General features: G+C 37.3%; 19 protein-coding genes. 7 read left to right on the top strand and 12 right to left on the bottom strand.

Annotated features, from left to right (window positions below; translation table 11 throughout):
• Positions 1 to 15 precede the first annotated feature (15 nt).
• The 3 genes from dnaE to K1I41_RS05415 form a co-directional block, all read right to left on the bottom strand.
• Entirely contained in the window at positions 16 to 4,518 is a 4,503-nt protein-coding gene (gene dnaE / locus K1I41_RS05425; protein WP_220641667.1) for a DNA polymerase III subunit alpha, read from the bottom strand.
• Positions 4,519 to 4,664: 146 nt separating this feature from the next.
• Positions 4,665 to 5,003: an RNA-binding regulator gene (rbp, locus tag K1I41_RS05420; RefSeq protein ID WP_220641666.1), complete on the bottom strand. Its 339-nt coding sequence runs from the start codon at positions 5,001 to 5,003 to the stop codon at positions 4,665 to 4,667.
• Between the two features lie 161 nt (positions 5,004 to 5,164).
• A complete protein-coding gene (locus tag K1I41_RS05415) occupies positions 5,165 to 5,638 on the bottom strand; it encodes a DUF6252 domain-containing protein (protein ID WP_220641665.1) in 474 nt (157 codons plus the stop codon).
• Positions 5,639 to 5,870: 232 nt separating this feature from the next.
• On the opposite strand from K1I41_RS05415, the gene K1I41_RS05410 reads away from it, so the two are divergent.
• The 6 genes from K1I41_RS05410 (at position 5,871) to K1I41_RS05385 (ending at position 12,237) form a co-directional block, all read left to right on the top strand.
• Positions 5,871 to 6,419, top strand: a complete 549-nt coding sequence (locus K1I41_RS05410; RefSeq protein WP_220641664.1) for a 30S ribosomal protein S16 — start codon at positions 5,871 to 5,873, stop codon at positions 6,417 to 6,419.
• Positions 6,420 to 6,435: 16 nt separating this feature from the next.
• Positions 6,436 to 6,966, top strand: coding sequence for a ribosome maturation factor RimM (gene rimM / locus K1I41_RS05405; protein WP_220641663.1), 531 nt, complete (start codon positions 6,436 to 6,438; stop codon positions 6,964 to 6,966).
• A gap of 53 nt (positions 6,967 to 7,019) precedes the next feature.
• Complete coding sequence (locus tag K1I41_RS05400) at positions 7,020 to 7,742, top strand: tRNA1(Val) (adenine(37)-N6)-methyltransferase (protein WP_220641662.1); 723 nt, start codon at positions 7,020 to 7,022, stop codon at positions 7,740 to 7,742.
• 103 nt (positions 7,743 to 7,845) lie between these two features.
• Positions 7,846 to 9,024: an acyl-CoA dehydrogenase family protein gene (locus K1I41_RS05395; protein WP_220641661.1), complete on the top strand. Its 1,179-nt coding sequence runs from the start codon at positions 7,846 to 7,848 to the stop codon at positions 9,022 to 9,024.
• Between the two features lie 243 nt (positions 9,025 to 9,267).
• The gene (locus K1I41_RS05390; RefSeq protein ID WP_220641660.1) at positions 9,268 to 10,053 is read left to right on the top strand and encodes a DUF3050 domain-containing protein; all 786 of its coding nucleotides are present in this window, start codon (positions 9,268 to 9,270) and stop codon (positions 10,051 to 10,053) included.
• 123 nt (positions 10,054 to 10,176) lie between these two features.
• A complete protein-coding gene (locus K1I41_RS05385) occupies positions 10,177 to 12,237 on the top strand; it encodes a T9SS type A sorting domain-containing protein (RefSeq protein WP_220641659.1) in 2,061 nt (686 codons plus the stop codon).
• Positions 12,238 to 12,319: 82 nt separating this feature from the next.
• On the opposite strand, the gene K1I41_RS05380 is transcribed toward K1I41_RS05385, so the two are convergent.
• The 7 genes from K1I41_RS05380 to trmB form a co-directional block, all read right to left on the bottom strand.
• Positions 12,320 to 12,652 carry a 2Fe-2S iron-sulfur cluster-binding family protein gene (locus K1I41_RS05380; RefSeq protein WP_220641658.1) on the bottom strand — a complete coding sequence of 111 codons (333 nt, stop codon included), beginning with the start codon at positions 12,650 to 12,652 and terminating at the stop codon, positions 12,320 to 12,322.
• Positions 12,653 to 12,654: 2 nt separating this feature from the next.
• On the bottom strand, positions 12,655 to 13,707 hold the full coding sequence (locus K1I41_RS05375) for an NAD(P)/FAD-dependent oxidoreductase (protein WP_220641657.1): 1,053 nt from the start codon (positions 13,705 to 13,707) through the stop codon (positions 12,655 to 12,657).
• Positions 13,708 to 13,829: 122 nt separating this feature from the next.
• Complete coding sequence (locus K1I41_RS05370) at positions 13,830 to 14,069, bottom strand: NifU family protein (RefSeq protein ID WP_220641656.1); 240 nt, start codon at positions 14,067 to 14,069, stop codon at positions 13,830 to 13,832.
• Position 14,070: 1 nt separating this feature from the next.
• Positions 14,071 to 15,201, bottom strand: a complete 1,131-nt coding sequence (locus tag K1I41_RS05365; protein WP_220641655.1) for an Mrp/NBP35 family ATP-binding protein — start codon at positions 15,199 to 15,201, stop codon at positions 14,071 to 14,073.
• A 106-nt stretch (positions 15,202 to 15,307) separates the two neighbouring features.
• A complete protein-coding gene (locus K1I41_RS05360; RefSeq protein ID WP_220641654.1) occupies positions 15,308 to 15,643 on the bottom strand; it encodes an MGMT family protein in 336 nt (111 codons plus the stop codon).
• A 15-nt stretch (positions 15,644 to 15,658) separates the two neighbouring features.
• Positions 15,659 to 16,291, bottom strand: coding sequence for a LysE family transporter (locus K1I41_RS05355; RefSeq protein ID WP_220641653.1), 633 nt, complete (start codon positions 16,289 to 16,291; stop codon positions 15,659 to 15,661).
• Position 16,292: 1 nt separating this feature from the next.
• The gene (trmB, locus tag K1I41_RS05350; RefSeq protein ID WP_220641652.1) at positions 16,293 to 16,967 is read right to left on the bottom strand and encodes a tRNA (guanosine(46)-N7)-methyltransferase TrmB; all 675 of its coding nucleotides are present in this window, start codon (positions 16,965 to 16,967) and stop codon (positions 16,293 to 16,295) included.
• 95 nt (positions 16,968 to 17,062) lie between these two features.
• On the opposite strand from trmB, the gene K1I41_RS05345 reads away from it, so the two are divergent.
• On the top strand, positions 17,063 to 18,124 hold the full coding sequence (locus K1I41_RS05345; RefSeq protein ID WP_220641651.1) for a glycosyltransferase: 1,062 nt from the start codon (positions 17,063 to 17,065) through the stop codon (positions 18,122 to 18,124).
• Here the strand turns inward: K1I41_RS05345 and K1I41_RS05340 are convergent.
• The gene (locus K1I41_RS05340; RefSeq protein ID WP_220641650.1) at positions 18,098 to 19,141 is read right to left on the bottom strand and encodes a sensor histidine kinase; all 1,044 of its coding nucleotides are present in this window, start codon (positions 19,139 to 19,141) and stop codon (positions 18,098 to 18,100) included. The genes K1I41_RS05345 and K1I41_RS05340 overlap by 27 nt on opposite strands.
• Positions 19,141 to 19,824 carry a response regulator transcription factor gene (locus K1I41_RS05335; protein WP_220641649.1) on the bottom strand — a complete coding sequence of 228 codons (684 nt, stop codon included), beginning with the start codon at positions 19,822 to 19,824 and terminating at the stop codon, positions 19,141 to 19,143. The genes K1I41_RS05340 and K1I41_RS05335 overlap by 1 nt, the downstream gene beginning before the upstream one ends.
• Between the last annotated feature and the right edge of the window lie 64 nt (positions 19,825 to 19,888).

Below are 19,888 nucleotides of genomic sequence, written 5' to 3'. Positions count from 1 at the left end.
AAACTTATACTAATTTTAATTCAGTTTAAAATTGATTTGCAAACGCTCTAGCTCTTGTAACAATTCGTTTGATATTTTTATTTTAAGTTTTCGGCTAGGCATGGTTAACTTTGTTGTTACCTGAACATCCTCCACGTTGGTTATAACAGTACTCGACGCATTTTCTTGCTGCTCAGGGTTATCTCCGTATGGTTCAGTTGGTTCGTTTACCATATCAGCAGCTATTTCTACTTGCTTTGTTACCTTTTCTAGCTCCATTACCTGAAACGTTACTGAGTTATCCCCTTTATTAGTGTAGAGCAAATTTTGCAACCCTGTAATTACATCATCTTGTAAATCATTTACGCTAAACTGGATAACTAATTTTTTAGCAAAAGTATCAAGTACGTCTTGTAAGTATTGTATTGTTATGAATTGTATTCTTGGCTCTCCGCGCTTACCTTCGTGGTTTACCCAACCTTCACGAACCAAAACTTTAATATAAGTAAAGCTATTGGCTACTAAAAAATGCCTGAATTTTAGATATTCTTCGCCGTATATCCTAAACTCGTAGCTTTCATCATAGCCCTCTAAAATAAAAGAAGCCCAACCTTTACCATTTTTAGCGATTCTATGCTGCACGTCGATAATAATCCCACCAAAAGTTAAGTTTTTAGCTATGTGCTTATCCAATTCTTTTAATGCCTCTAGTTTTGAATTACAAAAGTATTTCATTTCAAATTTGTAATCGTTTAACGGATGACCTGATAAATATATACCTACCACTTCTTTCTCTTTGGCAAGTTTCTCCATGGTAGTCCACTCTTCGCAAGGTGGTACTACGGGCTCAGGTATCTGTACGTCACTGGCTTCGCCAAAAAGACTAACCTGCGACGAATTTTCGTTTTCCTGAAACTTAGCCCCGTAACGTATTGCTTTCTCTAGAAAAGTACTGGTTTCATCCTCATTATGAAAATACTGCGCCCTGTGTGTGTCATCAAAACCATCAAAACCTCCTGCTAAGGCAAGGTTCTCAAAAGCTTTTTTATTGGCTGCTCTAAGGTCTATTCGTTTGGCCAAATCAAATATAGATTTGTACCTCCCTGTTTTCCTTCCTTCTACAATTGTTTTTACTGCTCCAGATCCTACTCCTTTTATTGCTCCCATACCAAAACGAACTGCATTTTGACTATTAACTGTAAATTTGTAAAATGATTCATTTACATCTGGACCTAACACTTCTAGCCCCATACGTTTACACTCTTCCATAAAAAAGGTTACTTGCTTTATATCGTTCATATTATTGGATAATACGGCAGCCATATATTCGGCAGGATAATGTGCTTTTAAATAGGCTGTTTGATAGGCTATCCAAGCATAACACGTAGAGTGTGATTTATTAAAAGCGTAACTAGCAAATGCTTCCCAATCTTTCCATATTTTTTCAAGCGTATCAGGCTCATGCCCTTTTTCTGCAGCTTGCGATATAAACTTCGGCTTCATTTTATCTAGTACAGCCTTTTGTTTTTTACCCATTGCTTTACGCAAAACGTCTGCCTCGCCCTTGGTGAAGTTTGCTAATTTTTGAGACAGTAACATTACCTGCTCTTGATAGACGGTAATACCATACGTTTCTTTGAGGTATTCTTCGCAAGCATCAAGGTCGTACTTTATTTCTTCTTCTCCGTTTTTTCGTCGAATAAAACTCGGTATATACTCTAAGGGCCCTGGTCTGTATAACGCATTCATAGCAATAAGATCCGCGAAAACAGTAGGCTTCAAATCCTTCATATACTTTTGCATACCTGGCGACTCATATTGAAATATTCCTACTGTTTCACCTCGTTGAAAAAGTTCATATGTTTTAACATCATCTATGGGAAAATTGTCTGGATCTAAGTCAACACCTCTCTTATATTTTACCAGTTTTACAGTGTCCTTTATAAGTGTTAGTGTTTTGAGTCCCAAAAAATCCATTTTGAGTAATCCTGCGCTTTCCACTACAGAATTATCAAACTGTGTAACATACAAATCAGAATCCTTGGCTACAGCCACTGGAACAAAGTTGGTTATATCATCAGGGGTAATAATTACCCCACAAGCATGTATACCTGTATTTCTTAACGAACCTTCTAATACTTTCGCTTGTTGTATGGTCTCACCACCTAAGTCTTCACTTTCAGACATACTTAACAACTCTTGGACTCTTTCGAATTCTTCAGAGCGAAGTGCTCCTCTTAATGTCTTATCGTCCATGTCGAATATCTTAGCAAGTTTCATATTAGGTATGAGTTTAGCTATTTTATCAGCTTCAAACAATGGGAGGTCAAGCACCCTAGCAGTATCTCGTATGGAAGACTTTGCTGCCATAGTACCATAAGTAATAATTTGTGCTACTTGGTTAGCGCCATATTTATTTATAACATAGTCCATAACACGCCCACGACCTTCGTCATCAAAATCAATATCAATATCAGGCATAGATATACGATCAGGGTTTAAGAAACGCTCAAAAAGTAAATCGTAAGCAATAGGATCTATATTGGTTATTCCTAAGCAATAAGCTACTGCAGAACCTGCTGCAGAACCTCTACCAGGCCCTACAGAAACATCTAAATTTCTTGCCTCAGCAATGAAGTCTTGTACAATTAGGAAGTATCCTGGGTAGCCTGTATTTTCAATAGTTTTCAATTCAAAATCAAGGCGCTCTTTTATTTCATCTGTTATTTCATCATAACGTTTTTTAGCACCTTCATAAGTTAAATATCTTAAGTATTTATTTTCCCCCCGTTTCCCTGCATCTGTATCATCTTCAGCAACTAAAAATTCTTCGGGTATATCAAACTTAGGTAATAAAACATCACGGTATAGTGAATATATCTCTACTTTATCTACTATTTCTTGTATATTGATAATTGCTTCAGGGATATCCTTAAAAAGGTTTTTTATTTCATCTCCAGACTTGAAATAATACTCTTCGTTGGGCAATCCGTAACGAAAACCACGACCTCTACCTACAGGGGTAGATAATTTTTCTCCATCTTTTACACATAATAGTATATCATGAGCATGAGAGTTTTCTTTATCTAAATAATATGTATTATTTGTAGCTATGAGTTTTACATCGTGTTTTCTAGCTAGTGTAATTAACGACTGATTAACCCTGTCCTCATCTTCCTGCCCATGACGCATCAATTCAATATAGAAATCTTTACCAAAAGTTTCTTTCCACCACAACAAAGCTTCCTCAGCTTGATTTTCACCTATATTGAGTATTTTGTTTGGTATCTCTCCATATAGGTTACCTGATAGCACTATAATATCATCCTGATACTGCTCTACGACCTTTTTGTCTATCCTCGGAACGTAATAAAAACCATCAGTATAAGCGATTGAAGACATTTTTGCAAGATTGTGATATCCGTTTTTGTTCTTTGCCAAAAAAACAACTTGGTATCCATTGTCTTTCCTAGATTTGTCTTTGTGATTTTCGCAAACAAAAAACTCACATCCAACAATCGGTTTTATAATCGTCTCTTCAGGTATCTCTCCATTCTCAAGGGCTTCTTTATTTTTTGCTTCAGCAGCTTTATTGTGATTGAGTACATTACTAACAAAATGAAAAGCCCCCATCATATTAGCATGATCTGTCATGGCAACCGCAGGCATTTTATTTTTTGCTGTTGCCTTAACCAAAGCCGGCACCGATATAGTTGATTGTAGTACTGAAAATTGTGTATGGTTATGAAGATGTACAAAATTAGCATCTTTCAATGCCTCTTGCCCTTCTATTGATGTTACTGTAGGCTGCTGTTCGGCTTTAAGTTTATTTAAGCGTTCGCGAACAGCATCTGAAGCTGCTTTTAGATTAATGTGCTTAAGTCCTATTAGCTGTATCGTCTGGGGATTATTTTTTCTAAAGTCGTAAAAGTAGGTCGGTGGAACATCTAATTGCTCATATGTATATACTTCACGTTTTACTAACTCTAAAAAACAACGTGTTGTAGCCTCTACATCTGCAGTAGCATTGTGTGCCTCTGCAAAAGGTTCGTCAAACAAGTACTCATGTAATTCTGTAAGTGTAGGCAGTTTAAATTTGCCGCCACGACCTCCGGGTAGCTGCAACATTTCTGCAGTTACTTCCGTACAAGTATCCAAAACTTTCATGTTTGATAAAGAAGTATTTATACCATAACGATAAAATTCAGAACCCATTATATTAATATCGAACCCTACGTTTTGACCTACTATAAATTTAGATTTTGAAAGTGCTGCGTTAAACTTTTCTAAAGCATCCTTTATGGCAATACCTTTTTCAACAGCGAGCTCGGTAGATATACCATGTATACGCTCAGCATCATAAGGTATATTGAAACCATCAGGATTAATGATGTAATCCTGATGTTCTATTAAATTGCCCATTTCGTCGTGGAGCTGCCATGCAATTTGCACGCATCTAGGCCAGTTATCTGTATCGGTAATGGGGGCATCCCAACGTTTGGGTAATCCAGTTGTTTCGGTATCAAATATCAAGTACATAACAAACTTAGGATTTGGAATTTAAAAAAGGATAAATAATAAATGTGAATCTCTCAAAAGTACAACATTTTTTATTTTTTTATTACAATCGTTTATCAACAAAAAAACCACCCGAAGGTGGTTTTTACAATTCGTATTAGTATAAATTAATAGCTGCTGTGGTTGTTTCCACCACGGTAACCTCCGCCACCTCTATTATTATCTCTACCAAAATTACGGTTTCCACCTTTTCTTTCGCCTTGTGGCTTTGGCTCAGATTTATTTACAACAATTGTTCTTCCTTCAACAGTTGCACCATTCAGCTCATCAATAGCTTTTTGAGCCTCTTCGTCGTTTGGCATTTCTACAAAACCAAAACCTTTACTTCTACCAGTAAATCTATCCGTTATAATTTTAACAGAATCAACTGGTCCATAAGCCTCAAAAGACTCTCTTAAATCTGCTTCCTCAATACTGAATGGAAGGCTTCCAACAAATATGTTCATATAAAAAGTTTGATTGCAATTAACATTGCATTGATAATACTGCAAATGTAGCTTTAATTAATTACAAAAAAGTATTTGAAAAATAATTAATGTAATAGTAATACTAAATAAAAAGCCCTGATTATGCAGGGCTACGTATTTATTAAATTATCTTTTAGGTTTTAAGGTAGTGCTTGTATAGGTACTCTATAAAAAAATCCATTTTGAAAATTAACTAATTCATCCGAATCATCTGCAGCATTAAAACGAAAAGTGCCTGAGATATAGCCCTCAGATATATTTGTTTCTCTAGGGTCATCGCTAATCTCTATAAGCCCATTTCCTATACCTGTACCAGTTTGATATTCTGAAGATACACCATCGGCACTTAATGAATATGTAGCTTTATTGGTCTCATTTATACCTAATTCAAAAGATGTTCCTGGTGTAGCACTTACTGTTCTTAAAACTACTGTTTCAAAACCATTAGTAGCTTCTATAGTGAGTGAACTACCAACAATTGAAGCACTATATTCTGTTGCTTTCCATAACTCATTATCTTTTAATGCCTGAACTGCAGGAGTGTTAAATTGCACATCTTCCTCACACGAGCAAACAACCAACAACAACACTATAAGTGATAAAAAATTTTTCATTATTATATAGTTAGAAAAAGGTAAACCAAATTTTTATAACGACAAAAATAGTTTTTTATGGAATATATCCTAACATAAATAGTAGAAATCATACTAAAATTTAATAATATCGAATATTCAAAACATAAAAAATATTAAATTCTTTCATTTAAAACGTAAGTATAATAAACTTTCTTATATTTGCCCTCTTAATTAACAGAGGTCGTGTACCTCAAAATTTAATCTAAAGATTATGCCTGTAAAAATCAGACTACAGAGACACGGTAAAAAAGGTAAACCTTTTTACTGGATGGTAGCGGCTGACAGCCGTTCCAAAAGAGATGGTAAATTCCTAGAGAAAATAGGAACTTACAACCCAAACACTAACCCTGCAACTATTGAGCTAAATCTTGAGAGTGCTGTAGCGTGGTTGCATAAAGGTGCACAACCTACAGATACTGCAAGAGCTATCCTTTCTTACAGAGGTGTAATGCTAAAACACCATCTAGATGGTGGCGTACGTAAAGGTGCCCTTACACAAGAGCAAGCAGATGAAAAATTTGCAAAATGGTTAGAAGAAAAAGAAGCTAAAATCAATGCTAAGAAAGAAGGTCTTAGCAATGAAGAAGCGGAAGCTAGAGCTAAAGCACTTGCTGCCGAGAAGAAAGTTAATGAAGATCGTATTGCTGCTGCTAAACAGGCAGAAGCAGACGCCGTTGCTGAAGCATCTGCCACTGAAGAAGGTGAAGAAAGTGGTGCTGAAGAGGCCACAGAAGAAAACAACGAGGAAACTCAGGCTTAATTTAAATTGGCGATGTATGCGTAAAGAAGATTGCTTCTATTTAGGTAAAATCGCTAAAAAATTCAGCTACAAGGGCGAAGTCTTAATCTATTTGGATACTGACGAACCCGAATTGTATGAAAATTTGGAATCAGTGTTTGTTGAAATAGACAAACATCTGGTTCCTTTTTTTATTGTAAGCAGTTCGTTGCATAAAAACGATTTTTTACGCACACGATTTGAAGATATTAACAGCGAAGAAGACGCTGATAGAATAATGGGAGCCGAAATATACCTACCATTATCACAGTTGCCACAACTAGAAGGCAATAAGTTTTATTATCACGAAATAATTGGTTTTACAGCAGAAGATGAGCGTTTGGGTAACGTTGGTGTTATAACAGGTGTAAACGATAACTCTGCACAACCACTTTTTGAAATTAAAAAAGGTACGATAGAAATACTAGTACCGATGATAGATGACTTTATCGTAGAGGTAAATCGTGAAAACAAAAAAATAATTCTGAATACTCCAGCAGGATTAATCGATTTATACCTTAACGAGTAACACCAAACAACCGCATATCAAGTAAGCAATATCGATAGTTAAGTGTAAAACCAATGCCACCATTCAAATTCAAGCAATTTAGTATAGCGCAAGATAAATGTGCTATGAAAATAGGTACAGACGGTGTTTTACTAGGCGCTTGGGCTACTATTGATAATAATCCAAATAGTATTTTAGATATTGGTACTGGCACAGGTATTATAGCTCTTATGCTAGCACAACGAAGCAATGCTGAGCAAATAGATGCTTTGGAGATTGATGATGATGCATATGAACAGGCAGTAGATAATTTTGAAAACAGCCCTTGGGGTGACCGGCTATTTTGTTATCATGCAGGTTTAGATGAATTTGTGGAAGAAATGCAAGGTGAAGAAGTATACGATATTATCGTATCCAATCCTCCTTTTTATAGTGAAGATTATACTACGGGAAATATACAGCGCGACACGGCGCGTTTTACAACATCGATGCCGTTTGAGGAGTTGGCAGAAGCAGCCTCACTCCTACTTAATCCTAACAGAGGTATCTTTTCGGTAATATTACCTTATAAAGAGGAAGAAAACTTTATAACTATTGCTAAAGCGTTTAATTTACATCCGAATAAAATAACCCGCGTAAAAGGAACACCCGAAACAGCAGTAATACGAAGCCTGATGGCTTTTACAAAACAGGCAACAAAAAATCCTGTTACAGATGAGTTGATTATTGAAACAGCACGCCATCAATACACTCCAGCATATATTACGCTCACTAAAGATTTTTATATCAAAATGTAATTTTACAATTGCATTATACATTATTACCAAAAAACGCAACAATTTTTTATGGATTTGTTAAGTTTCTTCTTTACTTTTGTTACTCCTAAAAATTAACAAAAAAATGAAACCAGATCTTTTTCAGGCACCAGACTATTACAATGTAGATGAGTTGCTAACTGATGAGCACAAAATGGTGCGTGATGCTGCCCGCGAATGGGTTAAGCGCGAAGTTTCTCCAATTATAGAAGATTATGCCCAAAAGGCAGAATTCCCAAAGCAAATTATTAAAGGACTTGCCGATATTGGTGCTTTTGGCCCTTATATTCCTGAAGAATATGGCGGAGCAGGACTCGATCAAATTTCGTATGGTCTTATCATGCAAGAAATAGAAAGAGGCGATAGTGGCGTACGTTCTACGGCATCAGTACAATCATCTTTAGTAATGTATCCCATCTGGAAATATGGTAATGAGGAGCAGCGCAAAAAATACTTGCCAAAATTAGCTTCGGGCGAGTTTATAGGCTGCTTTGGTCTTACTGAGCCTGACTACGGTTCTAACCCAGGAGGCATGGTTACCAATTATAAAGATATGGGCGACCATTATTTACTTAATGGTGCTAAAATGTGGATAAGTAACTCACCATTTGCTGATATTGCTGTTGTTTGGGCCAAAAATGAAGAAGGAAGAATACACGGGCTTATTGTAGAGCGCGGTATGGAAGGTTTTACAACACCCGAAACACATAACAAATGGTCGCTCAGGGCTTCGGCTACAGGCGAATTAATATTTGATAACGTAAAAGTCCCTAAAGAGAATTTGCTACCTAACAAATCAGGTCTTGGGGCACCACTAGGCTGCCTAGACTCTGCACGTTATGGCATTGCATGGGGTGCTATTGGTGCAGCTATGGATTGTTATGATACTGCTTTACGCTACGCAAAAGAGCGTGTACAGTTTGATAAGCCTATTGCAGCTACACAGCTACAGCAAAAAAAACTTGCTGAAATGATTACCGAGATTACCAAGGCACAATTACTTACATGGAGGCTTGGTGTACTTAGAAATGAAGATAAGGCTACTACAGCACAAATATCTATGGCAAAAAGAAACAACGTAGATATGGCTATAAACATAGCACGCGAGGCACGCCAAATGTTAGGTGGTATGGGTATTACAGGAGAATACTCTATAATGCGCCACATGATGAACTTAGAAAGTGTTATTACGTACGAAGGAACGCACGACATTCACTTACTAATAACAGGTATGGATGTTACAGGGCATGCTGCTTTTAAATAATAACTATATACTATACTACTAAATATAAAAATCCCGTTGTTAATAAAACAGCGGGATTTTTGTGTAAACAATACAGCAATACATAAATTTAATGAGCTGTTTTTACATTTATTAACTATACACATGGTACAACAAAAATTGCAAGTATAAACAGAATAGGCATTATTGTTGTAATAACTAAAGTAATACTAAAGTATGCGAATTACAGTAACGCTTTCTTTAATTTTGTAAAAATCAAATGCTATGAATACAGAAACTATTAATAAGAACATACTCCCTCAGAGAGAACTCTTACTTAAGCACTCGCTTTACAGCAATGTAAAAACGGTAGCCGATTTAAAGTGTTTTCTGGAAGGGCATGTATACGCCGTATGGGATTTTATGTCCCTACTAAAAGCATTGCAAACAAAACTTACTTGTACTACTACACCTTGGATGCCTACAGGCAACCCCGAAACACGCTATTTAATAAACGAAATTGTACTTGCTGAAGAAACTGATGTTGATGCTGCTGGTAACAGGATGAGTCATTTTGAGATGTACATTGATGCTATGAAAGCGTGTAAAGCTGATACAACAGAAATTACTGCTTTTCTGGATAATATAGTAAGTACACAAAATATTTTTGTGTCTATAAACCAGAGCGATTTGCACGATGGTATTAAGGATTTCTTGAGTTTTACTTTTAGAGTTATTGAGCATGGTAAACCACACGAAATAGCAGCAGCCTTTACCTTTGGTCGGGAAGACCTTATTCCAGATATGTTTACCGAGATTATAAAAAACTTTCAAGAGAGTTTTCCTGAAACCAATCTTGATAAATTGATTTACTATTTTGAACGACATATAGAGCTTGATGGTAATGAGCATGGACCAATGGCAATGCAAATGATTGAAGAACTTTGTGGTAACGATAGCCAAAAATGGCAAGAAGTAGAGGAAGTATCGAAACTCGCACTCGAAAAGCGATTAGGGCTCTGGAATGCCGTAGAGGACCACATACTACACCTTGATATGGCTCCTATATAACATTTAAACAAATTTTAGCTAAAAAAAAATCCTCTAGAAATAATTGAGAGCCAATTATTGGCAATATTTTTGGTAAGCGTAAAGCAATTATTTTTAGACACTAACTCAATTAAACAAACATTCATGAAAAGAATATTACCTCAAACACTATTGGTACTGCTATGCTTTGCTTTTAGTATTGGCGCTAATGCACAAAAAAAGCAACAGCCCAAGCAAGCCCGTTTATTTGGCAAAAACATAACAAACGAAGTACAGCAGTGTGGAACTACTGAGTACGAAGCTTTTTTACAACAAAAATACCCTAAGCGTGCTACAACTCAAAAGTTTGAGCAATGGCTTGCTCCAAAAGTAAACGCTGTAAAAGCGCAACGATTAGCTAGTACAGCAACACCACAAGCTACTAACGTGGTAGTTACCATACCTGTTGTAGTACATGTTATACATAACGGAGACCCTGTAGGAACTAACGAGAACATAACGGCAGCACAAATAGCATCGCAAATTACAGTATTAAATCAGGATTTCAGAAAAATGATTGATACACCAGGATATAACACTAATCCTGTAGGTGCAGATATGGAAATTGAATTTTGTTTGGCACAACGCGATCCCAATGGTGTTGCCTCTACAGGTATAGTACGCTATAATCTTGGTGGCGACGAAGGATGGGATATGGAAGATATAGAGAGCACCCTAAAACCCCAAACACAGTGGGATCCTGAACAATACTTAAATATTTGGGTTGTAGATTATGTTTATACTTTTATAGGCGAACTGGCAGGTTATGCACAATTTCCTACCGATTCGGGACTTGAAGGTTTGGACGGACTTGGAGAAGCAGAAGGAGCAGAAACAGATGGTGTGGTAGTAGGACATTTGTACTTTGGGTCTAGTGATATTTATCCTGAAGGAGAGTACGACATTGATAGAGATAAAGGACGTACAGCATCGCACGAGGTAGGTCACTTTTTTGGACTCAGACACATTTGGGGTGATGGCGATTGTAGTCAGGATGATTTTTGCGCCGATACACCCGATGCTTCGATGCCCAACCAAGGCTGCCCTGTAAGTGCCGATTCGTGCCCTGACGCTGAGGGGAATGATATGATTGAAAATTACATGGATTATACCAATGGTTCTTGTCAAAACGTCTTTACCATGGATCAGAAAGATAGAATGACAGCCGTATTACTTAACTCACCCAGAAGAGTTTCGCTAACCACATCATTAGGTTGCGAGCCTGGTATTGTTTATAATCTTGACGGTTCACTTAACATAAACAGTGTTAGCGACGGAGTTTGTTCTAATGTAATTTCACCATCTGTAATTTTGAAGAATGATGGTAATAATGTAATGACTTCGGCTACGATAAGCTACTATGTTGACGGAGGAGAAACTAGTGAGTACAACTGGACAGGAAACCTTGCTAATGGCGAGGAAACAATTATTAATTTACCTGAATTTACATTACCCACAGGAGAACACACGTTTAACACCGAAATAGTAACAGTAAATGGTAGCGTTGATGATTTAACCACTAATAATAGTGCCTCGAGCAGTTTTACAATAGCGGGTAGTTTTAATACCACTCAGATAATTGTTACGGTAATGACCGATAATTATGGCAACGAAACGATATGGGCATTACTAGACAGTAATGATGAGCCTATTATAGGCAATATAGATTTTAACAATCCCAATCCTGCTGATTTCTATGGTAACAATCAATTATATACGCAAACTATTGATGTTGAAGACAACCAATGTTATACATTTGGTATAATAGACTTTGGACAGGATGGTATATGTTGTGATTTTGGAAACGGTTATTATAACGTAAAAACTACTGATGGCACTGTTATAGCCGAAGGTGGTAGTTTTGGGCAGCAAGAAAGAACGCCTTTTGGAATAAACACAATTCTATCGGCTACTAACCCCACAAGCTTAGCTAACAGTATAAAATTATACCCAAACCCTGCTAACACAATAATAAACATTAGTACAAACGATGCTTCGTTACCCGACAGCTATGCTATATACAATAGCCTTGGGCAACTTGTAGGTAAGGGTAAGGTAACATCCAACAGCACAAGTGTAGACATTGCTACGTATGCTAACGGCATGTATTTTATGACGATTGTAAGAGGAAATACATCCGAAACACTACGCTTTGTAAAACAATAATAGATTCAATAATACAAACTAAAAAGCCCCTGCGTTTGCAAGGGCTTTTTTTATGATACTAAAATTGAAATGTGCTGGAAAATTACGATTCTGGTGCAAGTTCAATTTCCAAGCCATCCAAATCTTCAGTTATATGAATTTGGCAACCCAATCGGCTATTCGGTTTTACATAAAACGCTTCCGATAGCATAGCTTCTTCATCAGGTTCCATTTCTGGCAATTCCACATCGTTAAGCACATAGCACTGGCAAGAGGCACACATTGCCATACCACCACACACACCTATAGTACCTTCGGGAGCCAACTCGTACGAGCGGCAGAGTTCCATAACGTTCATTGCCATATCGGTAGGTGCCTGCACCTCGTGTACCTGCCCTTCCCTATCGGTTATTTTTATAGTTATATCTTGTGCCATAGCTATTCAATTGCTTTTACCACTTGTTTTTCGGCTTCTTTACGCGTGCCATCAAAACCATTTACACCGCTCACGGTAGTATATTTTAATACATACTTTTTACCAGGATTCATTCTGTTGTAAACACTTTGGCACATAAGCGTAGCTTCGTGAAAACCACACAAAATAAGTTTTAGCTTACCCGGATACGTATTCACATCGCCAATGGCATAAATACCTTCAATATTGGTTTGATAATCGAGTGCGTTGTTTACTTTAATGGCATTTTTTTCTATCTCTAGCCCCCAATTAGCAATGGGTCCTAGTTTGGGTGTAAGCCCAAACAAGGGTATAAAATAATCGGTAGTTATATTTTCGCTTTCGCCCTCTTTGGTTATGGTTAAACCTTCTACACGTTCCTCGCCAATAATTGCTGTTACCTCAGCAGGTGTAATAAGGTTTATTTTTCCTAGCTTTTTTAGCTCTTGTACTTTTTCTACAGAGTCAAGCGCACCTCTAAATTCATTACGTCGGTGTATCAACGTTACTTCAGAGGCTACATCGGAAAGGAAAATACTCCAGTCTAAAGCTGAGTCGCCACCTCCTGCAATTACAATCCGCTTATCGCGGAAAAGCTCAGGGTCACGTACAAAGTACTCTACGCCTTTATCTTCGTAAAAACTAATATTATCAATAAGGGGTTTACGAGGCTCAAAACTACCCAAACCACCTGCTATGGCTACTGCATTAGCGTGGTGTTTTGTTCCTTTGTTTGTTGTAACTATAAAGGTACCATCTTCTTGTTTGTCTATCGTCTCAGCACGTTCGTTAAGGGTAAAACCTGGCTGAAACTGTTTTATTTGTTCCATCAGGTTGTCTACAAGTTCCCCTGCCATTACTGATGGAAATCCAGGTATATCGAATATTGGTTTTTTAGGATACAGTTCGGCAAGTTGTCCGCCTGGTTGTGGCAGGGCGTCTATAATATGGCATTTTAGTTTTAACAAGCCTGCTTCAAAAACGGTAAAAAGCCCTGTAGGACCTGCACCGATTATAAGTATATCTGTTGTAATCATGTTTTGTAGTATGTTAAAAAACAGTTTCAAGGACAAATTTCCTCAAAACTGTTCTTTATTTTTATGATAATTGTCAGTAAATAGTACTTACTAATAATACTAGCAACGTAGGCAGTATAAAACTAGGCTACGTTTACCACAGTTTCTATTTGCGGAGCATACTTTTTAATGGTAGTTTCTACCCCTGCCTTTAGTGTCATTTGGTTTACACTACAGCCTACACAAGCACCCTCTAGGCGCACTTTTACGTGTTTATCTTCCTCTATGGTTAATAGTGAAATGTTACCTCCATCCGATTCAAGAAAAGGACGAATTTCATCAAGTGCCTTTTCTACATTTAATCTTATTTCTTCTGTTGTCATCTTACTTCTTTTTAACTGCTGAGCAGCCAGCCATTGTTGTTATTTTTATTGCTTCGGTAGGTGGTAGGTTATCGTTTCTGTTTACTGTTTCTTGTACTACAGCGCGTGCTAGCTCTTCAAAAGCACTCTCTAGTGGCGTTGCAGTTTGCATTGCTGCTGGGCGTCCGTAGTCGCCTGCCTCACGTATGCTTTGTACCAATGGCACTTCGCCTAAAAACGGTACATCAAGGTCTTCTGCCAAATTTTTTGCACCTTCTTTTCCAAAAATATAGTATTTGTTATCAGGTAATTCTTCTGGTGTAAAATAGGACATATTTTCTATAATACCTAATACGGGTACATTTATGGTTTCCTGACGGAACATGGCTACACCTTTTTTGGCATCGGCAAGTGCAACGGCTTGTGGCGTACTTACTACTACGGCTCCTGTTACGGGTAATGATTGCATTATGGATAAGTGAATATCACCCGTTCCTGGTGGTAAGTCAATAAGCATAAAATCCAAATCGCCCCAATCAGCATCAAATATCATTTGGTTTAATGCTTTGGATGCCATTGGTCCTCTCCATATAACAGCTTGCTCAGGGCTGGTAAAAAAGCCTATGGAAAGTATTTGTACACCATAGTTTTCTATTGGTTTCATTTTAGATTTGCCTTCTACCTGTACCGATATTGGACGCTCTCTTTCTACATCAAACATAATCGGCATCGAAGGTCCGTAAATATCAGCATCTAAAACACCTACTTTAAAGCCCATTTTGGATAGGGTTACGGCTAAGTTTGCTGTAATAGTAGATTTCCCTACTCCTCCTTTACCCGATGATACTGCAATTACATTACTAACTCCCGGTATACCTTTACCTTTTATCTCTGGCTTTTCAGGCGTTTCTAGCTTAATGTTTACTTTAACTTTGGCTTCTTTCGCCACCTTATCTTGTATGGTTTTTATAATATCTGCTTCGGCACGCTTCCTAATATGCATGGCAGGGTTGTGCATTACCAACTCTACTACAACCTCATCGCCAAAGGTTAGCACATTGCGTACTGCGCCACTCTCTACCATATTTTTGCCTTCTCCAGCTAATGCAATGGTTTCGAGTGCTTTTAAAATCTCTTTTCTATCTAGTTTCATATGTATTATAGCTTTGTAACACAGCCTGTTAAATAAGACTGCTTTTAAATTACAAAGATACTATGAAAAGCTGATATCTGAAAGGCTTGCTTTTCCTAAAATAAACTTAACGTTTTAGTTCCTCGTTTGGGTCCCAGTAGTGTTTTTTAAAATTGGTAATTTTATTATCGGTAACCATTACTCCCTCACTTTCCAATAGTTGTTGCATTAAGTTTGTACCCTGAAAATGATGTTTTCCTGTAAGTAACCCTAATCGGTTTACTACTCTATGGGCAGGTACATCATCCATGGTATGGCTAGCGTTCATGGCCCAACCTACCATTCGGGCAGAACGTGCAGCACCAATATATTTAGCAATAGCCCCATACGATGTTACTCTGCCGTAAGGCACTTGCCTTACCACTTGGTAAACACGCTCAAAAAAGTTATCGTCTAATGCCATGCCTAAAAGGTTTTATTAACTTCGCATCATACGGATAAGGGTAATTAATGCTACTATACCTGTTATGCTACCCATAAAATAATTGATGTTTTTTAGGAAGAAGGTTGCCTTGTGCTCAAATCGTTTAAAGGATATGATGTAAAGGTAAAATATGGTAAATGAGCCTATTACTGCGCCCATAACGAACAGGAATATAAATAGTGGTGTAAAAAAGAAATAATGATTTCTGGAGAGTGTTACACTCATAAAAACGTAATACGGTATTGGGAAAAAGTTTAATGCTGAGAGCAATACCCCCAAAAAGAATTTACTTTTTTTGCTCCTTACATCTGCCGTTATACCATCTGTTTTAGGCTTTGGCTTTTTGGCTATAAACAAAAAGTAAACGGTTAATACTGCAAATATACCTAAGCCCATTTCTTGCAACAAGTATATTATATCGGGGCGGCTGTTTATAAACTTTGCAAACGATACGGCAATGTACGTTTGTATAAAAATAATACTTGTAGCCCCTAATGCAAATATAACTGCCCTTTGCCTACCCTCGTTAAGGCTAATTTTTGCGGCGGTAATGTTTAAAAGCCCTGGTAACGAAATACCAGCGGCTGCCAAAACAAAACCTAACACAATGGGCAGGACAAAATCCATATTATTTTATTTTAAACTGTATATAGGTAATTGGTTTACCTTTTTGGAGGTATTGTTGCTCGTAAAATGTTTGTATCTCGGTAACAATGGCTGGCGAACCTTCGTTACGGTACACATGGTGGTTAGCGTACATTATTTCGTGCCCCTCGCCATGGAGTAAGCCTAACGTGTAACCATGCATAAACTCGCTATCGGTTTTTAGGTTTACAATCCCATTTGGTACAAGTATTTTTTTATAACGCTGTAAAAACTCCGAGTTTGTAAGGCGGTGCTTGGTTCGCTTGTATTTTATTTGGGGGTCGGGAAAGGTTATCCAAATTTCGGCAATTTCATTCTCGGCAAAAAAGTATTCAATCAACTCTATTTGCGTTCGTAAAAAAGCAACATTGGCAATACCCTCATCAATTGCCGTTTTAGCCCCACGCCAAAAACGTGCCCCCTTTATATCAATACCTATAAAGTTGGTGTTGGGGTCGCGTTTAGCCATGCCTATGGTATACTCGCCTTTACCACAACCTAGCTCTAATACAATGGGATTTTCATTTTTAAAAAACGTTTTTCCCCAATTCCCTTTAAGCGAAAAATTGTTTAACACTTCGGCTTCTCTACTCGGCTGAATAACGTTATTAAATGTTTCGTTCTCCTTAAATCGCTTCAATTTATTCTTACTGCCCACAACTAAACTTAAAATTTTGGTAAAATTAGGGAAATATACGAAACCTGAAATAGTTTTAGATTGCACTTATTAAATAGTTATCAAAAAACTACATTTTGCAACACAGGAAAAGAATTTTGGTGGCTCCGCTAAATTGGGGTTTGGGTCATGCTACACGCTGTATTCCCGTTATTGAAGCATTAGAAAACCATGGTTTTGAGCCTGTAATTGCATCCGACGGTGTTGCGCTTGCATTACTTAAAAAAGAGTTTCCGCACCTTACTGCGCTAGAGCTACCACCCTACCAAATTGAGTATGCTAAAAACGGGGCTTTTTTCAAGCTAAAACTCATTACGCAAATACCCAACATGATTGCTGCTGTGAGGCGGGAAAACCAAATGGTGCAAAAACTTATTGAGGAGCATAATATATCGGGTATTATATCTGATAATCGATTGGGTGTTTTCTCTAAAAAGAAACCATCGGTATTTATTACCCATCAGCTTAATGTGCTTACTGGCAATACTACTTGGTTTACCTCCAAAATACACCAATTATTTATACGAAAATACCAGGAGTGTTGGGTGCCCGATGTACAAACATCGCCTAACTTATCTGGTAAATTGGGGCATATAGAGAATAGCGGACTTAAAGTAAAGTATATTGGACCGTTGAGCCGATTGCACCGAAAGCCTTTACAGAAGAAGTATGATTTGATGGCAATACTATCGGGACCAGAGCCACAGCGTACCCTACTGGAAGAGAAACTAAGTACCGAGCTTACCCGATTTAAGGGTAATGTTATATTTGTAAAGGGTGTTGTAGAGAAAGAGGAGAAAGTAACCGTAAAGGATAATATTACTTTTTACAATTTTATGAATACCGAAGCATTGGAGCAGGCTTTTAACGAAAGTGACCAAGTATTATGCCGATCGGGCTATACTACTATTATGGATTTGGCACAACTAGGTAAAAAAGCCTTTTTTATACCTACACCTGGGCAGTATGAGCAGGAATATTTAGCACACAAACTAAAGAAAACAGGCTTGGTGCCTTACGCACGCCAACATACGTTTAAGGTAGAGGATTTAGAGACAATAGCGATGTATAAAGGGCTTAAAAACTTGGGTAGCGATATGCGATGGAAAGATTTATTTGGTCTTTTCGAGGGTAAATGAAAATTCTGACCCTTCGCCAAATTTACTTTCTACATACATTTTTTCGTCGTGCCCCTCTATAATGTGCTTTACAATAGCAAGCCCAAGCCCCGAGCCTCCTTCGGAGCGTGCACCACTTTTATCTACTCTGTAAAAACGTTCAAATAAACGAGGTATATGTTGTTGCTCTATACCTTCGCCATTATCTTTTACACGGATAATTATTTTGTTATTTACAAGGTCTTCTATGCTTACCTCTGTAGTACCATTTTCTTTACCGTATTTGATGGAGTTTACTACTAGGTTGGTTACCACTTGTTGCACCTTATCTCTATCGGCATATACCATTATCGGTTTTAGGTACTTCATATCAAACATCAGCATAATTCCTTTTTTGTCTGCTCGCATCTCAAGCATATCAAAAACATTCTGAATTACCTCTATGATATTGAATTTAGTATAGTTTAAATTAAGATCGCCTAACTCAAATTTAGAAATCATATCTAAATCCTGAACAATGTATATAAGGCGCTCTACTCCTTTCTCGGCACGGTTTAGGTATTTTTTGCGTAACGATTTATCGTTCATTGCACCATCTAGCAACGTTAATAAATAGCCTTGTACGGTAAATAAGGGTGTTTTTAATTCGTGCGAAACGTTACCCATAAATTCACGGCGGTATTCTTCACGAACCTTAAGGGTTTCAATTTCAATTTTCTTATCTCTGGCAAACTTTTGTACCTCTCGGGTAAGCGTTGCCATATCGGTAGTAATGGGTTTGTTTCGTAATGACGCCGATTCGAGTAACGATACATCATCGTAAATCTTCTTTACACGCCTGTATATAAAATGCTCTACTCTGTACTGTAGTACAAAGAAGGAGAATACAAATAATAATACTGAAAAAACAAAAATAAACAGTAGGTTTATTTCGGCAAAAAAGTAAAGCAAGATGGTTAATAGTACAGCAGAGAATGTTGTAACGTATGATGCTGACTTTATAGCAAAGCGATATGATTTTTTAAAATTAATACCCACTAAACTTCTAACTTATAACCTACGCCTTTTATTGTTTTAAAAAGTTCGTCGCCTATTTTTTCACGTAATTTTCTAATGTGTACATCTATTGTTCTGCCGCCTACTACTACTTCGTTACCCCAAACTTTATCTAGTATTTCCTCTCTCTTAAATACTTTTCCTGGCTTGGATGCTAATAGGTAAAACAGTTCAAACTCTTTTCTTGGTAGTACAATTTCGCTATCCTCCATTACTATTTTATACTCCTCACGGTTAATTTCTATATTGCCCACGCGTAGTATATCACCTTTAGACTCGTCGTCTTTCAGTCGTCTAAGTAACGCTTTTACTTTACTTACAAGTAATTTCGGTTTAATTGGTTTTGCAATGTAATCGTCTGCTCCAGCATCAAAGCCTGCAACCTGAGAGTAGTCTTCACTACGAGCCGTAAGAAATGTTATTATCACATTACTCAGTTCTGGTATCTTCCTAATACTTTCGCAAGCTTCCATACCATCCATTTCTGGCATCATTACATCCATAATAATAAGGTGTGGCAGCTCTTTTCTAGCTTTTGTTATCGCATCTTTACCGTTACTTGCTGTAATTACATTGTAACCTTCCTGACTTAGGTTGTACCCTACAATTTCTAAAATGTCTTGTTCGTCGTCAACCAGTAAAATTTTAATGTCTTTTTTCTTCATAATGACACTTGCATATTGTTTAGCGGCGTAAAGGTAAAGATAATACAAAACCAGCAAAGGCATT

Origin of the sequence: Flavobacterium litorale, from assembly GCF_019613795.1 — a bacterium.
Taxonomy (GTDB): domain Bacteria; phylum Bacteroidota; class Bacteroidia; order Flavobacteriales; family Flavobacteriaceae; genus Flavobacterium; species Flavobacterium litorale.
This window is presented reverse-complemented; position numbering and strand designations above follow the sequence as displayed.

Coding starts and splice junctions, on each gene's coding strand:
- dnaE (WP_220641667.1), bottom strand. CDS start 4,518: ATGTACTTGATATTTGATACCGAAACAACTGGATTACCCAAACGTTGG.
- rbp (WP_220641666.1), bottom strand. CDS start 5,003: ATGAACATATTTGTTGGAAGCCTTCCATTCAGTATTGAGGAAGCAGAT.
- K1I41_RS05415 (WP_220641665.1), bottom strand. CDS start 5,638: ATGAAAAATTTTTTATCACTTATAGTGTTGTTGTTGGTTGTTTGCTCG.
- K1I41_RS05410 (WP_220641664.1), top strand. CDS start 5,871: ATGCCTGTAAAAATCAGACTACAGAGACACGGTAAAAAAGGTAAACCT.
- rimM (WP_220641663.1), top strand. CDS start 6,436: ATGCGTAAAGAAGATTGCTTCTATTTAGGTAAAATCGCTAAAAAATTC.
- K1I41_RS05400 (WP_220641662.1), top strand. CDS start 7,020: ATGCCACCATTCAAATTCAAGCAATTTAGTATAGCGCAAGATAAATGT.
- K1I41_RS05395 (WP_220641661.1), top strand. CDS start 7,846: ATGAAACCAGATCTTTTTCAGGCACCAGACTATTACAATGTAGATGAG.
- K1I41_RS05390 (WP_220641660.1), top strand. CDS start 9,268: ATGAATACAGAAACTATTAATAAGAACATACTCCCTCAGAGAGAACTC.
- K1I41_RS05385 (WP_220641659.1), top strand. CDS start 10,177: ATGAAAAGAATATTACCTCAAACACTATTGGTACTGCTATGCTTTGCT.
- K1I41_RS05380 (WP_220641658.1), bottom strand. CDS start 12,652: ATGGCACAAGATATAACTATAAAAATAACCGATAGGGAAGGGCAGGTA.
- K1I41_RS05375 (WP_220641657.1), bottom strand. CDS start 13,707: ATGATTACAACAGATATACTTATAATCGGTGCAGGTCCTACAGGGCTT.
- K1I41_RS05370 (WP_220641656.1), bottom strand. CDS start 14,069: ATGACAACAGAAGAAATAAGATTAAATGTAGAAAAGGCACTTGATGAA.
- K1I41_RS05365 (WP_220641655.1), bottom strand. CDS start 15,201: ATGAAACTAGATAGAAAAGAGATTTTAAAAGCACTCGAAACCATTGCA.
- K1I41_RS05360 (WP_220641654.1), bottom strand. CDS start 15,643: ATGGCATTAGACGATAACTTTTTTGAGCGTGTTTACCAAGTGGTAAGG.
- K1I41_RS05355 (WP_220641653.1), bottom strand. CDS start 16,291: ATGGATTTTGTCCTGCCCATTGTGTTAGGTTTTGTTTTGGCAGCCGCT.
- K1I41_RS05335 (WP_220641649.1), bottom strand. CDS start 19,824: ATGAAGAAAAAAGACATTAAAATTTTACTGGTTGACGACGAACAAGAC.